Raw genomic sequence first — 15,404 nt, 5'->3', positions numbered from 1 at the left:
GGCGGCCTGAGCGCCACGACGAACACGCCGGACGCCGCCGGCAGGGCGGAGCGTGCCCATAACGCCCGGTCCGTGAACCGACACGTCGACCACCTACAGAGTTGACAAAAACATAGGAACACCCCCCTATCCAAAGATTTCCCTAGCTGAGAGCGAGGTATGACTCCGATGAAGGAACCTGCCGCACTTTCGCCGCTATGGTAATCGAAACGTTTCGATAGAGCTATGGCCATTCTGCTCACAAGGGCGGCCGGCTCGTAACAGACATGAAAGGAACTCAACGCTCATTCTTGTAATCGAAACGATTCGATTACTAAAAGGCAACTGTTGCGCAAGCAATAACCAAAGGAAAAGGAGTAACCCATGAACATCAAACGAGGTCTCGCCACACTGGCCGTGGCGGCCATGTCCGTGACGGCGCTGGCGGCGTGCGGCAACGATACCGCGCAGGATGAGGGCACCCCGGACAGCCTGTCCTTCTGGTACTACGAGGAGGAAGACGCCGGTCAGACCCAGGCATGGAAGAAGGCCGCCGAAATGTTCAAGGAAGAGACCGGCGTCACCATCAACTTCGAACGTAAGTCCTTCACTCAGATCGCCCAGAACGGTAGCCAGTTCCTCAACTCCGATGAAGCCCCGGACCTCATGGAATCCAACCGTGGCAACGGTTCCGCCGGAGTGCTCTCGACCATGGGCCTGCTCACCGATCTTGGCGACTATGTCGATCAGTATGGTTGGGACGAGAAGGTCACCGGCTCCAACGCCGAAACCGCCAAGTATGACGAGAACGGCATCATGGGTGGAGACACCTGGTATGGCATGTCCAGCTATGCCGAGTTCCAGCGCGTCTACTATAACGAGGATCTGTTCGCCAAGTATGGTATTGAAATTCCGACCACCTACGACAAGTTCGTTGACGCCTGCCAGAAGTTCGTCGATGCCGGTGTGACCCCGATCGCCGCTGATGCTCAGGAGTACGGTGTGATGTGGCTGTGGTGGCAGCTGGTTTCCAAGAACGCTGACTCCGAGTTCATGGATAACTGGCACCTGTACAAGGGCGACGTGAACTGGGACTCCGAGACTCTCACCGGCGCCACCGACACCATTAGTGACTGGCTTGACAAGGGCTTCATCTCCAAGAACGCGACCGGTATGAAGGCCGAGGACACCACTCAGGCGTTCATCAAGGGCGAGTATCCGATCTACCAGACCGGCACCTGGAATCAGGGGCGCTTCGTCGAGCAGATTACGGACTTCGAGTGGACCGCTGCCGTCATGCCCGACTCCGAGTACGCCGTCGGCTGCGCCGGCAATCTGCTGGTCATTCCCGAACGTTCCAAGCACAAGGATCTCGCCGCCAAGTTCATCGACTATGTGCTTTCCGATGAGGTCCAGAACTTCCTCGGCAACGCCGGCGGCATCCCCGTTGCTGCCGACCCCGACAAGATCACCGATGAGAAGAGCAAGGACATGATTGAGGAGTACGACTCCTATGCCAGCGAGAGCAAGCTCAGCTACTACCCCGACTACGCCGCATCCAGCCTCACCGATGCCATCCCGGCCTCCTTCCAGGAACTCGTGAACGGAACCAAGGATGCCTCCGCCGTACTCAAGGATATTCACTCCAAGTACGACTCCGGCGTTGAGGAGATGGGCTTCGCCGACTGATAGCAGACCGGGTGGGCCGGTCGCATCGGCCGGCCCACCCAGCCGAAAACGGTCATGGTGGGGTGTGTCCCCCGTTCGTAATTGTTCCTACCTTCGTCCAACACACATCAAGACATCGTCAACGCATATGAAGGAGCAGAGAGCAATGGCAGGCAATCGCAAGCATGCTCATCACGAATCGCTGTCGCGACTTCCCGGCAACAAGTCATCGCGATTCGTGCCCTATCTCATCCCGGGCATCCTGGGCCTGACCATCGTCGTCATCGTCCCGTTCGTCTGGAACATCTATCTAAGCTTCACCCGCTGGCGCGGCGTCGGCCCGGTCCGATTCGTCGGACTACAGAACTGGCAGCGCCTGTTCAAGGATTCCACGTTCTGGATCTCGTTCCTCAACTCGTTCTGGATTATCGTAGCCATCGTGGTCATTCCGACCATCCTCGGCTTGTTCATCTCTTCCCTGCTTACCGATGTCATCCAGAAGAAGTTCGGTGGCAAGACCGCATCGTTCCTGCGCGCACTGTTCTACCTGCCGCAACTGCTTCCGGTCGCCGTCGCCGCGATCATCATGGGCTGGATTTTCCGCCCCGAAGACGGTGCCGTTAACGCGCTCCTTGAACAGATCGGTCTTGGTTCGCTGACCCACAACTGGCTCGGCAGTCCTGACAGTGCTCTGCCCGTACTCATGTTCATCCTCGTGTGGATTCAGCTCGGCTATCCGATTGTCATCTTCATGTCCGGTCTGCAGCGCGTCGACCCGGAACTGTATGAGGCCGCCAGCCTCGACGGCGCCAACTGGTGGCAGAAGTTCCGTGTCGTCACCTTGCCATCCATCATCCCCGAACTGCTCGTGGTCATCCTCACCGCCACTATCGGCGCGCTGAAGACCTTCGCTCCGGTCTACCTGCTCACCAAGGGTGGTCCTGGCACTGCGACCACCGTCCCCTCCTACTACTCGTACAACCAGTTCTTCCAAGTGCAGCAGGTCGGCTATGGTGCCGCCATTTCTACTGCGCTGACCGCTGTGATCATCGTCTTCTCCATCGTGTTCACCATCATCCAGCAGCGCGTCGAGAAGAATCTGGTCTGACCACGACAACGCAACGAACACAATCATCGAGACTGAAACTGAGGGCTGAACCATGACGCAATCAATGACCGTCGCCGCGGCGAAGAGGACATCGCACAAGACACAGCACGTACGTTCCGCGGGGGATTGGGTGACGCTCATCCTGCTCGTCATCGCCGCGCTGGTGGTGCTGTTCCCACTGCTGGTGCTCACCGTCAACGCATTCAAGACACAGGCCGACTATAATGCCACCGGTCCTCTGAGTCTGCCGAAGACCTTCACGATGGAAGGCATCGTCTCCTTCTGGACGACCACTAAATTCCCGCTGAAGTTCTTCAACTCTCTGATCATCTCGCTTGTCGTGGCCGTCGCCGCCGTCGTGCTTTCCGTGCTCAACTCTTTCGCGCTGGGCATCGGCAAAGTCAAGGGCAACACGTGGATCGTACTCGCCATCATGCTCGCCAACATGATGCCACAGGAGGCGCTCCTCTATCCGCTGTATACGATGTTCAAGGCCGCCGGTCTGTACAACACCAAGCTCGCAATCATCATCATTTTCACAATCATCCAGAGTGCATACGGCACTTACCTGCTCTCCAGCGTGTATGGAACGTTCCCGCAGGCCATTCTCGAGGCGGCCGCGATTGACGGCGCCTCACGCTGGCAGGTGCTGCGCAAGGTCGTGCTGCCGATCTCTTGGCCGACCATCAGCGTGCTGTTCGTGTTTTTCTTCGTGTGGACCTGGAACGAGTACATGATTCCGATGGCGTTCCTTATGGGCGACGATGTGCAGACCATCCCATTGGCGCTTGCCACACTGCAGGGCCAGCACACGATGGAGGCCACCACTTTGGCGTCCGCCTCGTTGCTCAGCATCATCCCGACCATCATCTTCTTCATCATCTTCCAGCGCAAACTTTCCCAGGGCATCACTGCCGGAGCTGTGAAGTAGCGGCGTCACCCGTATAGCCGATACATGCCACGGCTCGCTCCGCAAGCTACCGGGAAACACACATGACGCGACATGCGGAACGGGCCGGGCATCTCATCATGAAAGGAAGTGAACGCATGTTCAATACAAATGCGAACCTCGGATTGGGACAGGGCGTCCTCGATGCCGTAGCTCTGAAATCCCCGGGCCGTACACGCTGCATCAATGCCGAGAACCCGAATGGCGGCAAGGGACGTGCCGCGATGGCCGCGAGCGCTCTAGGACCTTCTCGTAAAGGAAGCCCCTGCATTCGCACAGTCAAGGCCGGTGAATCCGTGACTCTGATGGACGTCGATGGTCCGGGCGTCATCCGCCATATCTGGATGACCGTGACCGACAAGACTTCCCCCACTGGTCCGGACGTGCTGCGCAACCTCATCCTTGAGTTTTACTGGGATGGTGAGGAGACGCCTTCCGTGCAGTGTCCGATAGGAGATTTCTTCTGCTGCGGTCACGCGCAGTCATGCGACATCAACTCGATTCCGATCATGGTGAACCCGAACCGCGGCTTCAACTGCTACTTCGCAATGCCGTTCGAGCATGCGCGCATAGTGCTGCGTAGCGACCACAACGAGGATGTGCCGGCATTCTTCTATCAGATTGATTACACCGAATATGATGAGCTGCCCGATGATGCGATGCGATTCCACGCGCAGTGGCGTCGCGAACGTGTCACCGAACTCGGCCACGACTACGTTGTACTCGACGGCGTCGAAGGTCGTGGCACCTACGTCGGCACGTACTTGGCACTCACTGCGCTGGAGAGTCGCTGGTGGGGCGAAGGCGAGTTCAAGTTCTACATCGATGACGACAACGAATATCCCACATGGTGCAGTACGGGTGCCGAGGACTATTTCGGTGGCGCGTGGAGTTTCGCTGACTTCAACGATCAGGGCCGTATGTATGAGAAGACGTTCACCGGACCGTACCTCGGGTTCCCGTTCTACTCGCAGAACCTCGCCGGGCGCGAGAGCAATTACTGGGACACCGCTACGCCAGTAACGAGAGGCCTGTACCGCTGGCACCTGCCCGACCCGATGTACTTCGAGAAGAACCTACGCGTCACTTGGCAGCAGATCGGTACAGAGGAGGGCGGCAACTTCGAACGTCAGGACGACGTGGCGACCGTCGCCTACTGGTATCAGACTGAACCGCACAAGCCGTTCCCGTCCATTGGAGATCGCAAGTTCCGCCGTCCGAGGTGACGTTTGATGATGTCTGCGACCACTACCGTCGCGGACATCATTGCGTCTTCTCCGTCATCCGGCTTTACCTGCTCCGGTGCCGGAAGACCGACGCTCTGTTCTTCGGATGTCGCAGAACCTCTCCCGCGTTGTGCCCATGAGTCTCTTGTCCTACATGGAGCAAGAACCTCATGGGCTTTTCCTTTGAGTCATCTTGCCGGACTTGGCCTTGAGCTGCCCCAGTAGCGTACTGCGTGGGTTCTATTTGTCTCTGATTGTTGCCGGCCATTCTCTGAACAGCGGTGTACATCAGTGTACGTTGGTGTATGTTGGTGTACTTTCGTGTACGATGGTATACATTCGCACGCAATGAGACGAACCGTCGTGCATCGGCGCGGCCGACTCGAGCCGTTGCGACAAGACAGGCGTTCCGCGGGGAAGGGAAGGAGCCCATCATGGCCATCAATCCGTTCAAACCCACGGCGGGCAAGATGCCGCCGATTCTGATCGGACGGCAGTCCATCATCGACGATTTCTCCGAAGCTCTGGCCAACGGGGCGGGCGCGCCCGGCCGCATCATGCTGATCACCGGGCAGCGCGGTTTCGGCAAGACGGTCATGCTGACCGAATTCCGGCGCATCGCCAAAGCCCAGCAGTGGGAGACAATCGCCGAAACCGCGTCGGAAGGACTGGTCGCGCGGCTGATCGAAGCGCTCTCCCCCACCGGCATGCGATTCGACCAGGCGAATCTCAGCCCGTCGATCGGCATTGCCGGCATCGCGACGGCGAGCCTCGGCCAAGCGCATTTCTCCACCGCGTCCAACCCGCTCACCCTGCGCAACGCCATCCGCAAACGGCTGGATTCCAAGAAGATCGGCAAGGGCAAGGGCATTCTCATCACCATCGACGAAACGCAGGCGGCGTCGCGCGAGGACCTCATCGCGATCGCCACGGCGGTCCAGCACGTCATCACCGACCTGGACGAGACCGACGTGCCGGATGCGGAGAAGAGGGGCGTCGCCATCGTGTTCGCCGGGCTGCCGGCGATGCTCAACGACCTGCTGGGCAACGAGGTGACGACGTTCCTGCGACGTGCGCTGCGCCGCGAACTCGACAACGTGCCGCTGCCGGACGTGAAGAACGCGTATCTGGAATCGGTGGCGTCCTCGGGCAAGACGATCGACGAGCGGACGGCGCTGGCCGCCGCGCGCGAATCCGACGGCTACCCGTACATGGTGCAGCTCGTCGGATACTACATGTGGCAGTCGGCCCAGCGGCGTCGGTCGGATGCGATCGGCGAACAGGACGTCGCCGCCGGCATTGCGGACGCCCTGATGGCGTTCGACGACGCCGTCTGCGCGCCCGCGCTCGACGGCGTCACGTCGGCGGAACGACTGTTCCTGAACGCGATGGCGAAGGACGCGCCGAACCCCACCAAGGTGGGTGACGTCGCGGAGCGCGTGAAGCGCAGCCGCAGCTGGGTGAACAAATATCGCGCGGTGCTCATCGCGAACCGGCTGATCCGCCCGTCCGGCCACGGCGAACTCGAATTCGCCGTGCCGCACTTGGGCGAATACCTGCGTGACCGCGCGTGACGGTGTGCGATCACGCGCGGTCACGCCGTACGTTGCGCCGTACGAAGTGACGGCAAACGTCAGAAGCTGAGGACTTCGACCTTGCCGGATTCGAGCTGGTAGCGGGCGCCGACGATCATGAGCCGGTCGTGCGCGAGCGCGTCCTGGATGACTTCGGAGCGCATGACGATCTCCTCGATCGTGCGGGCGATGTGTACGCGTTCGAAGTCGGCGTGGTCGTCGAGTTCGGCCTCGCGCGCCTGCCACACGGACATGCCGGCCTCGCGCAGGATGATCGAATCGGAGGCGGCGATGCGCTCGTCGAGGTCGGCCATCTGGTCGGCGGCTTCGATCGAGCAGTCGGCGTCGTCGGTCGCGGCGGCGATCATCGCGTCGAGTTCGCGCGCGCCCAGGTCGATCGCGGCGCACGATTCGTGGCCCATGACGGCGATGAGGCTGACGTGCAGCTTGTCGACCGCGTATTCGAGCGAGGCGATGACCGCGTCGTCGACGATCTGGCCGGCGGTGCGGATCGTGAACAGGTCGCCCAGACCGGCGTCGAACACGATTTCGGGCGAGACGCGCGAGTCGGCGCACGAGAGCACGGCCGCGTCGGGGTTCTGCCGGTCGATCAGCGATTCGCGGGTCTGCGGGTCCTGCCACGGATGCTCCGCCTTGCCTTCGGCGAAGCGACGGTTGCCGGCGAGCATGCGGCTCCACGTCGCGTTCGCGGTCGATTCGTGGGATTCCTGCGCGCCTGCCGCGTCGTAGCCGTCGTGCGCGCCGTCGCATGCGTTGCCGTCGAACTGATCGTCCGTCATGATTCCACTCCCTTGTCCGATCGTAGGTTCCATCTGTCATCTTACATGGCGGACGTTCCTTCGGATATCGTCGCCGATGACGGACGATCGTCGGCGACCGCCGGCGCACGCCTCCGGGTAGCACGCCGCCCCGCCGGACCGGCGACGGAATCAGCCGTCGGCGTGGTCCGGGCGCGGCGCGGTGCGGAACGGATATGCTGGAATCGGCGGCCGAAACCATCGGCGCCATCATCGAAAGGAACCATCATGACCCTTCTGCAGCACGAACTCACCGATTTCAAGGTGCAGGCCTTCCAGAACAACGAATTCCGCGAGGTGACCAAGGACGACGTGCTCGGCCATTGGTCCCTGTTCTTCTTCTACCCCGCCGACTTCACCTTCGTGTGCCCGACCGAGCTCGAGGATCTGGCCGACAACTACGCGAAGTTCAAGGAGATCGGCTGCGAGATCTACTCCGTGTCCTGCGACACGCATTTCGTGCACAAGGCGTGGCATGACGCCAACGAGAAGATCGCCAAGATCGAGTATCCGATGCTGGCCGATCCGACCGCGCTGCTCGCCCGCGACCTCGACACGTACAGCGAGGCCGACGGTCTGGCCGAGCGCGGCGACTTCATCATCAACCCGGAGGGCAAGGTCGTGGCCTACGAGGTCATCTCGTCCAACGTGGGCCGCAACGCCGAGGAGCTGCTGCGCCGCGTGCAGGCGTCGCAGTTCGTCTACGAGCACGGCGACCAGGTGTGCCCGGCCAAGTGGACGCCCGGCGAGGAGACCATCGAGCCGAGCCTCGACCTCGTCGGCATGCTCTGATCGGCGGCGATCGTGGACAACAACGATCTGTATGACGTCGTCGTGATCGGCGGAGGCCCGGCGGGACTGACCGCCGGCCTCTACCTGGCGCGTGCCCGCTACCGCGTCCTCGTCCTCGAAAAGGACGATTTCGGCGGGCAGATCACCATCACGAACGAGGTCGTCAACTATCCGGGCGTCGGCCGCACGACGGGCCGCGCCCTCACCGAGACGATGCGCCGGCAGGCGAAGGACTTCGGCGCCGAGTTCCTGTCCGCCGAGGCGACCGGCCTCGACGTGGACGGCGACGTGAAGACCGTGCACACCACGCGCGGCGACCTGCGGACCTTCGGCATCCTCATCGCCACCGGCGCGTCTCCGCGCAAGCTGGGCTTCGCCGGCGAGGCCGAGTATGCGGGCCGCGGCGTCGCCTACTGCGCCACCTGCGACGGCGAGTTCTTCGCCGGACGCGAGGTGCTGGTCGTCGGCGGCGGGTTCGCCGCGGCCGAGGAGAGCGTGTTCCTCACGAAGTACGCGAGCAAGGTCACGATCCTCGTGCGCGAGGAGGACTTCACGTGCGACGCGTCCGTCGCCGCCGAAGCGAAGTCGAATCCGAAGATCGACGTGCGCTACCGGACCGTCCTCGACGGCGTGACCGCCGGTCAGGGCGGCCTGCGCGAGGCGACGCTGCGCGACGTGGAGACCGGCGAGACGAGCGTGTGGAAGCCGGCCGACGAGGGGACGTTCGGCGTGTTCGTGTTCGCCGGATACGTGCCGGCGACCGACCTGGTGAAGGGCGTCGTCGAACTCGACGAGCAGGGCTACGTGGTGACGCATGGCTATCTGGAGACGTCGGTGCCGGGCGTGTACGCTGCGGGCGACCTGCGCGTGAAGAACCTGCGGCAGGTGGTCACCGCCACCGCCGACGGCGCGATCGCCGCGGTCGAACTCGAACGCTACGCGAAGACGATGAGCGAGAAGACCGGCATGACACCGCCGCGGCCGACCAGGTCGGCGTACGAGCAGGCGTCGCAGGCCGCCGCGTCGGCGCAGGCCGCCGGCACGACGCCCTCCCCCGCGCCCGTCAAGCGCAGCGCCGACGCGGCCGCGGCCGCGCGCAAGCCGGGCGAACTGTTCTCCGACGCGGTCAAGCAGCAGCTCAAGGTCGTGTTCGGCCGCATGGCCAAGCCGGCCGCGATCGCGCTCGACCTGGACGATACGCCGCTGTCGGCGGAGCTGCGCGGCTTCGTCGAGACGATGGCCGCGCTGTCCGACGGCAAGCTGACGGTGACGCTCGCCGACGGCACCGCCGCGGCGGACTATGCGAAGGACGACGCCGGCCGTGCCGTGTTCGACGTGGACGACGCACTGCCGACGGCCCGCCCGTGCGCGCGCGTGCTGGTGGACGGCGAGCCGACCGGTCTCGCGTTCCACGGCGTCCCCTCGGGCCACGAGTTCAACTCGTTCGTGCTGGGCCTGTACAACGCGGCCGGCCCCGGCCAGCCGCTGGACGACGACCTGCGTGCGCGCATCATGGCGATCGACGAGCCGACGGACATCATGATCCTCGTCTCGCTGACATGCACGATGTGCCCGGAGACGGTGCTCTCCGCGCAGCGCATCGCGTCGCTGAACCCGCGCGTGCGGGCCGAAGCGTACGACGTGTCGCACTTCCCGGAACTCAAGGACCGCTACGGTGCGATGAGCGTGCCGTGCATCGTGGTCACGAAGTCCGACGGCACGCGTCAGGTCGAATTCGGCCGCAAGAGCATCCCCCAGATGCTCACGCTCCTCGGCGCCTGACGTGACTGGACTTGCTTGCGGGGAGTGCTAATGCTGAGGCTGTGCATATCGCATGCATGGCCTCAGCATTTTTCATCAGCAGTCTGAAATCATCGGAATCTAAAAGAATCTAAAAGAATATAAAAGAATATAAACGGGCGGAATCGGCCGGCCGGACAGACGAAAGGGCGGGGCGCGTACGTGACGTACGCACCCCGCCCTTATGCGATGCCATCGGTCATCGGTCATCGGTCATCGGCCGGACGGCGGCGCGATCGGCGGGACGGAAGGTCCGCGGCCGACGCGCCGCCGTCATACGGCGATACCGCGGATCAGCCCGTGTTCTGCAGGCCGGCGGCGACGCCCGAAACGGTGCACAGGATCAGGTAGATGAACTCGGCCTGCTGGCTCTGGCTGAGCTCCTCCTTGTCCACCTTCTTACGCAGCGAACGCAGCGCGAGGAACTGCGTGACCGACAGCGCGTCCACATACGGGGAGCGGATGCGAATCGCCTGGCCGAGCACGTGACGGTGCTGCAGCGGCCATTCGTCGCCGACGATGCGCAGCACCCACTTGGTGGTCAGCTCCATCTCGTCGAGGACCTTCGCGGACAGCTCCTCGTCGTCGCCCAGCGACAGGTACATGCGGGCGATGCGCTCGTCGGTCTTGGCGAGCGACATCTCGATGTTGTCGATGAACGTCGAGAACAGCGGCCACTCCTGATACGCCTTGCGCAGCGTCTCCAGGTCGCCGAACTGCTCGCACGCGCTGCCCAGGCCGTACCATGCGGCCAGGTTGATGCGCGCCTGGGCCCAGGCGAACACCCACGGGATCGTACGCAGGTCGTCGAGCGACTTGGCGCCCAGACCACGCTTGGCCGGACGGGAGCCGATCGGCAGCAGGCCGACCTCGGTCAGCGGCGTGACGATCGAGAACCACGGCGCGAAATCAGGCGTGTTGAGCAGGTCGAGGAAGCGGTTGTGCGCGGCCTCGTCGAGCTTGGCGGTCATGTCCGCGTACTTCTCCGTCATCTCCGTGTTCGTCTTCTCGACGCTCGGAGCGGACTGGAGCAGCGTCGCGGCGGCCACGGATTCGACGTGGCGCACGGCCAGCACCGGGTTGCCGTAGCGGGCGAAGATGACCTCGCCCTGCTCGGTGAGCTTGAAACGGCAGTTGACGGAGCCCTTCGGCTGGGCGAGCACCGCACGGTTGGCCGGGCCGCCGCCACGACCGACGGCGCCGCCGCGGCCATGGAACAGGGTCAGGTCGATCGCATGCTTCTCGGCCCAGGCGACGATGCGCTGCTCGGCGGAGTGCAGGGCGAGCGTGGCGGTGGTCGGGCCGGCGTCCTTCGACGAATCGGAGTAGCCGAGCATGACCTCCATCTTGCCGTGCGTGGCCTTGAGACGGTTCTGCACCTCCGGGATCTTGATGATCTCCTCGAGCACGTCGACCGAGTTCTCCAGATCCTCCAGCTGCTCGAACAGCGGGATCACGTCGATGACCGGCACGTCCTGCGGATGCGCGAACGCGAGACGGTTCAGCTCGTACACGTCGCGCACGTTCTGCGCCGACTTGGTGAACGAGATGATGTAGCGGCGGGCGGCCTTCAGACCGTTGCGCTTCTGGATCGAACCGAGCGCGCGGAACGTGTCGAGCACCTCGTGCGTCATCGGCTGCAGCGGGCCGCGCTCGCCGTGCAGGCCATGCTCGCGGATGTCCTCCAGCGCGCGCGAATGCACGACGGAATGCTGACGGAACTCCATCTCGACCATGTGGAAGCCGAACGTCTGGGTCTGCCAGATCAGATCCTGCAGCGGGCCGTAGGCGGAACGCTTCGCGCCGGCGGCGACCAGCGAACGCTGCACGATCTTCAGGTCGTTGAGGAACTCGTCGGCCGAACGGTACATGAGGTCCGCGTCGCGTTCGATCGTGTAGTGCAGACGGTCGGCCATGACGAGCATGACGGCGCGGTGCGTCTCCTGCGCGGAGATCAGCGCGGCCTTGTCGGTCAGACGCTCGCTCATCTCCTTCTGACGGTTCCACAGCATGAGCAGTTCGGCGCTGGCCGGCGTGGTGCCGGTCTCCATCGTCAGATTGCGGCCGATGGAGCGCGTTGCCTCCTCAAGCGCGCCGATCACATGATCGGAGAACTTGCGTGCGACCAGACGGCTCACCTTCGCGGTGACGTTCGGATTGCCGTCGCGGTCGGAGCCGATCCAGCTGCCCGGATGGAAGAACGCGGGGCACACCGGCTCGACGAGGCCGGCCTTGTCGCCCAGGATCCAGTCGTCGAAACGACGGTAGACGGCCGGGATGGTCTCGAACAGGGTGTTGTCGAAGATGTCGAGGATGGTGTCGGCCTCCTCGACCGGGGTCGGCTTCTTGAGCGCGATCGGCGAGGTGCGGAACAGGGCGTCGATCTCGTTGTAGAGACGGCGCAGGTTCTCCTTCTTGTCCGAACCGCCCAGCAGCTTGTGCGCCTCGAGCAGCTCCGCGATGCGGCGGATCTTGCCCTCGACGGCCTTGCGGCGGGCCTCGGTCGGATGGGCGGTGAACACCGGATGGAACTCAAGACGCTCGAGCAGCTCCTGGGCCTTGGCCGGGCCCATCTCGCTGATGAGCTGATGGTAGGCGCACGTCATCTCGTTGACCGGGTCGACCGCCTGGGCGTCGTCGACCTCGGCCTCGCGCTGGTGCAGCACGGAGACGCGGTAGTTTTCCTCGCACAGGTTCGCGAGGTGGAAGTAGGTGGCGAACGCGCGGGCGAGCAGCTGCGCATCATGCAGCTGCATGTCGTCGATGGTCTCCACGGCCTTGGCGAGGCCGTCCTGATCCGGATCGGGGTCGGTCATCGCGCCTTCGAAATGTTCGGCGCTGGCTTCGACTGCATAGCCCAGCACCTTGTCGAAGCTGGCGAGCAGCTTCGGGTCGAACTCGTCAAGCACCTCACGCAGGATCTGCAGGCACAGGTCCATGTCGTGCTTGAGCGAAGCGGGAAGATCGCGCTCCTCGGGACCCTTCGTCCCGAGTCCCGACGTCACGATTGTGGCGTCCGCGGGCGTGATCTGCTGATCGGGTAATGTCATCAGACCTCCTTTTTGAACTCCCGGTTGCTCGGTCTGCCGGCCATCTGCGGCTCCTCCGCAGTTGTGTTAGCCGGCCGTTGCGAGCCCACAGCCATCGGTTCAACGGTTGCGCGCCCCATTGTAGGCCCGCCCAATCGACGTTTGCGTTACGAACCGGCGCAATCGGTCACATGGCGAACGCCCGAGGGTCGAAACGGGCCTCCGCGGCCGCCGTGCTCGGACGGGCCGGGAGGACTACGGAGTAGATATAGAGGGCGTGAGTCGAGAACAACAGCAAGGGCAATCCCATCAGCATCCGCAAGGCGAGGAAAGCAGCGCCGTCGCGGTCCAGCACTTCCACACCCACTCCATCCCACTGGACATGGAGGACATCGAACGCGACTGGGACAAGCCGGTCGCCGAAGCCGGCATCGCCGCGAAGGCGAGCGTCATCGTCCGCGTCGGCATGCTCGACCTGGGCGCCGGCACCGGATCGTTCCGCGTACGCGAGATGATGCACCGCATCGCCTACCCGCTCGGCGTGCACGTGCGCGCCGACGTCAACCTGACCGACATCGAAGCCGCCTGCACCGACGGCAAAGACCGCATCACCGAAGTCGTGGACCTGCCCACCACGGGCGTCAACACCGAACGCATCTGGCTGCTCGAACACTTCGCCGACTGGTTCAACGTGAACCTCGGCGAGGACTCCATGTACCACGCGCAGTCCACGATCTCCGAAGAACTCGTCGAACACCTCGACTCGCCGGACGCACGCCACTCGGTGATGCGCGCCGTCGAAAAGGACCGCGAGGCGGTCGAGGCCATCGAAGCGCTCGAAAACGCCGGGCGCAAGGGAGCCGGTGTCGCCGGTGCCGGCGACGGCACCGGGGCGGCCGCGAGCGCCGCCGTCGAGGACGCGCCCGCGACGAACCCGCGCTCCATCGGACGGGAACGCACGTCGATCGGCATCCGGCCGATCGCGAGCCCGAAGACGAAGGCGGCGACGCACCGGCCGCCGGCGTCGTACGCCGAGCATTTCGACCATCATGCGCCGGCGGCCGCGGCGGCGAAGGCGGCTGCATCCGCAGCCGCGGATCCGGCCGGCGTCGACTCAATGCAGACGGTCGCCGCGGGCGCGGGCGCAGGCATCGCGGCATCCGCATCCACCGGTACCGCATCCCCCGCGCCGGCCTCGGCCGCATCGTCCGCATCGACCACCCCGTCCTCCGGTACGCCATCCAACCACGGCGGCCACCGCATCACCGTGCGCGAAGCCCACGAACGGCTCGACCTGATCGAACGGCGCAAGCCGCTCTACTCCCCCGCGTTCGCCGGCCTCGCGTCGGCGGTCGCCTGCGCGTCCTTCGTGTTCCTGCTGGGCGGCGGCGTGTACGACATGGTCGGCGCGTTCGTCGGCGCCGGCCTCGGCCACTGGCTGCGCCGCCGGCTGTTCGCCCACCATCTCAACCAGTTCTTCGTCACGTTCGTGTGCGTGGCGGTCGCGGCGCTCGCCTGCACCGGCATGCTGCGACTGATCGGCATGTTCGACCCGGTGGCGCTCGAGCACGACACCGCGTACATCGGCGCGATGCTGTTCGTCATCCCCGGCTTCCCACTCATCACGGGCGGTCTCGACATGGCGAAGATCGACTTCCCGTCGGGCGTGCAGCGCGTCACGTACGTGATGTGCATCGTGCTCATGGCCACGCTCGCCGGCTGGATGGTCGCGTGCATCGTGCACCTCAACCCGACCGGTTTCGAGTCGCTCGGCCTTGACCCGGTGCTCAACTGCGCGCTGCGGTTCGTGGCCGCGTTCTGCGGCGTGTGGGGCTTCTCGGTGCTGTTCAACTCGCCGCAGCGCATGTGCCTGACGGCTGCGGTGATCGGCGCGTTCACGGACACGCTGCGTCTTGAGCTGGTCGACTTCGCCGGTGTGCCGGCCGAGGCGGGCGCGTTCATCGGCGCGCTGCTGGCCGGTCTGCTCGCCTCCGCGTGGCGTTCGTCGGTGCGCCGTGGCTGGCTGCCCCCGTATCTCGACTATCCGCGCATCTGCCTGACCGTGCCGTCGATCGTGATCATGGTGCCCGGCCTGTACATGTATCAGGCGATGTTCCACCTCGGCCAGTTCGACACGCAGCTGGCGCTCGACTGGGCGTTCCGCGCGTTCATGGTGATCATCTGCCTGCCGATCGGTCTGGCCATGGCCCGCGTCATCACCGACAAGTCCTGGCGCTACGACATCTGACAGCGGCGGTGAGGAATCCGACCTCGTGACGAGAGAGGCCCCGGGCATACGCCCGGGGCCTCTCGTCGTCTCAGTCGTGTGCTCCGAAGTCGGAGAGGTCCAGGTCCATTGCCCCGCTTATCGCCAAAGCGTTTTGAGTGCCCCCATCCGGTTGTCCGAGGGAGATGGGACACCGGCTGTCTACTTTCTATAAGCATCCCGGGTCGGCCCGAA

Annotated in this window: 11 protein-coding genes; 8 read left to right on the top strand and 3 right to left on the bottom strand. The window is 63.9% G+C overall.

The genetic code is table 11. The features are described 5' to 3' along the window. Positions 1-363 precede the first annotated feature (363 nt). The 5 genes from D2E24_RS09170 (at position 364) to D2E24_RS09150 (ending at position 6,504) form a co-directional block, all read left to right on the top strand. Positions 364-1,668, top strand: coding sequence for an ABC transporter substrate-binding protein (locus D2E24_RS09170; RefSeq protein ID WP_125969042.1), 1,305 nt, complete (start codon positions 364-366; stop codon positions 1,666-1,668). 145 nt (positions 1,669-1,813) lie between these two features. Beyond that, on the top strand, positions 1,814-2,755 hold the full coding sequence (locus tag D2E24_RS09165; protein ID WP_206430960.1) for a carbohydrate ABC transporter permease: 942 nt from the start codon (positions 1,814-1,816) through the stop codon (positions 2,753-2,755). Positions 2,756-2,807: 52 nt separating this feature from the next. Then, positions 2,808-3,686, top strand: a complete 879-nt coding sequence (locus tag D2E24_RS09160) for a carbohydrate ABC transporter permease (RefSeq protein ID WP_125969040.1) — start codon at positions 2,808-2,810, stop codon at positions 3,684-3,686. Between the two features lie 116 nt (positions 3,687-3,802). Beyond that, entirely contained in the window at positions 3,803-4,930 is a 1,128-nt protein-coding gene (locus tag D2E24_RS09155) for a glycoside hydrolase family 172 protein (protein WP_125969039.1), read from the top strand. Between the two features lie 434 nt (positions 4,931-5,364). Beyond that, a complete protein-coding gene (locus D2E24_RS09150; protein ID WP_125969038.1) occupies positions 5,365-6,504 on the top strand; it encodes an ATP-binding protein in 1,140 nt (379 codons plus the stop codon). 59 nt (positions 6,505-6,563) lie between these two features. Here the strand turns inward: D2E24_RS09150 and D2E24_RS09145 are convergent, their stop codons facing one another. Continuing rightward, positions 6,564-7,193, bottom strand: coding sequence for a carbonic anhydrase (locus D2E24_RS09145; protein ID WP_164521081.1), 630 nt, complete (start codon positions 7,191-7,193; stop codon positions 6,564-6,566). Between the two features lie 357 nt (positions 7,194-7,550). Here D2E24_RS09145 and ahpC point away from each other — a divergent pair, with 357 nt between their 5' ends. Continuing rightward, the gene (ahpC, locus tag D2E24_RS09140; RefSeq protein ID WP_125969036.1) at positions 7,551-8,114 is read left to right on the top strand and encodes an alkyl hydroperoxide reductase subunit C; all 564 of its coding nucleotides are present in this window, start codon (positions 7,551-7,553) and stop codon (positions 8,112-8,114) included. Positions 8,115-8,126: 12 nt separating this feature from the next. Continuing rightward, on the top strand, positions 8,127-9,896 hold the full coding sequence (locus tag D2E24_RS09135; protein WP_420897490.1) for an FAD-dependent oxidoreductase: 1,770 nt from the start codon (positions 8,127-8,129) through the stop codon (positions 9,894-9,896). A gap of 311 nt (positions 9,897-10,207) precedes the next feature. Here the strand turns inward: D2E24_RS09135 and D2E24_RS09130 are convergent, their stop codons facing one another. Together D2E24_RS09130 and D2E24_RS10375 are read right to left on the bottom strand one after the other, a co-directional pair. Then, positions 10,208-12,964 (bottom strand): phosphoenolpyruvate carboxylase, encoded by a 2,757-nt coding sequence (locus tag D2E24_RS09130; protein WP_125969034.1) that lies wholly within the window; start codon positions 12,962-12,964, stop codon positions 10,208-10,210. A 166-nt stretch (positions 12,965-13,130) separates the two neighbouring features. Continuing rightward, complete coding sequence (locus D2E24_RS10375; RefSeq protein WP_164521080.1) at positions 13,131-13,304, bottom strand: hypothetical protein; 174 nt, start codon at positions 13,302-13,304, stop codon at positions 13,131-13,133. Positions 13,305-13,325: 21 nt separating this feature from the next. Between D2E24_RS10375 and D2E24_RS09125 the strand changes: the two genes are divergently transcribed. Then, positions 13,326-15,191: a threonine/serine exporter family protein gene (locus tag D2E24_RS09125; RefSeq protein WP_125969033.1), complete on the top strand. Its 1,866-nt coding sequence runs from the start codon at positions 13,326-13,328 to the stop codon at positions 15,189-15,191. Positions 15,192-15,404: the final 213 nt, after the last annotated feature.

It is taken from the genome of Bifidobacterium samirii, assembly GCF_003952945.1.
Taxonomy (GTDB): Bacteria; Actinomycetota; Actinomycetes; order Actinomycetales; family Bifidobacteriaceae; genus Bifidobacterium; species Bifidobacterium samirii.
Note: the sequence above shows the minus strand (reverse complement) of the source record. Positions and strands in the feature narration are given on the sequence as shown.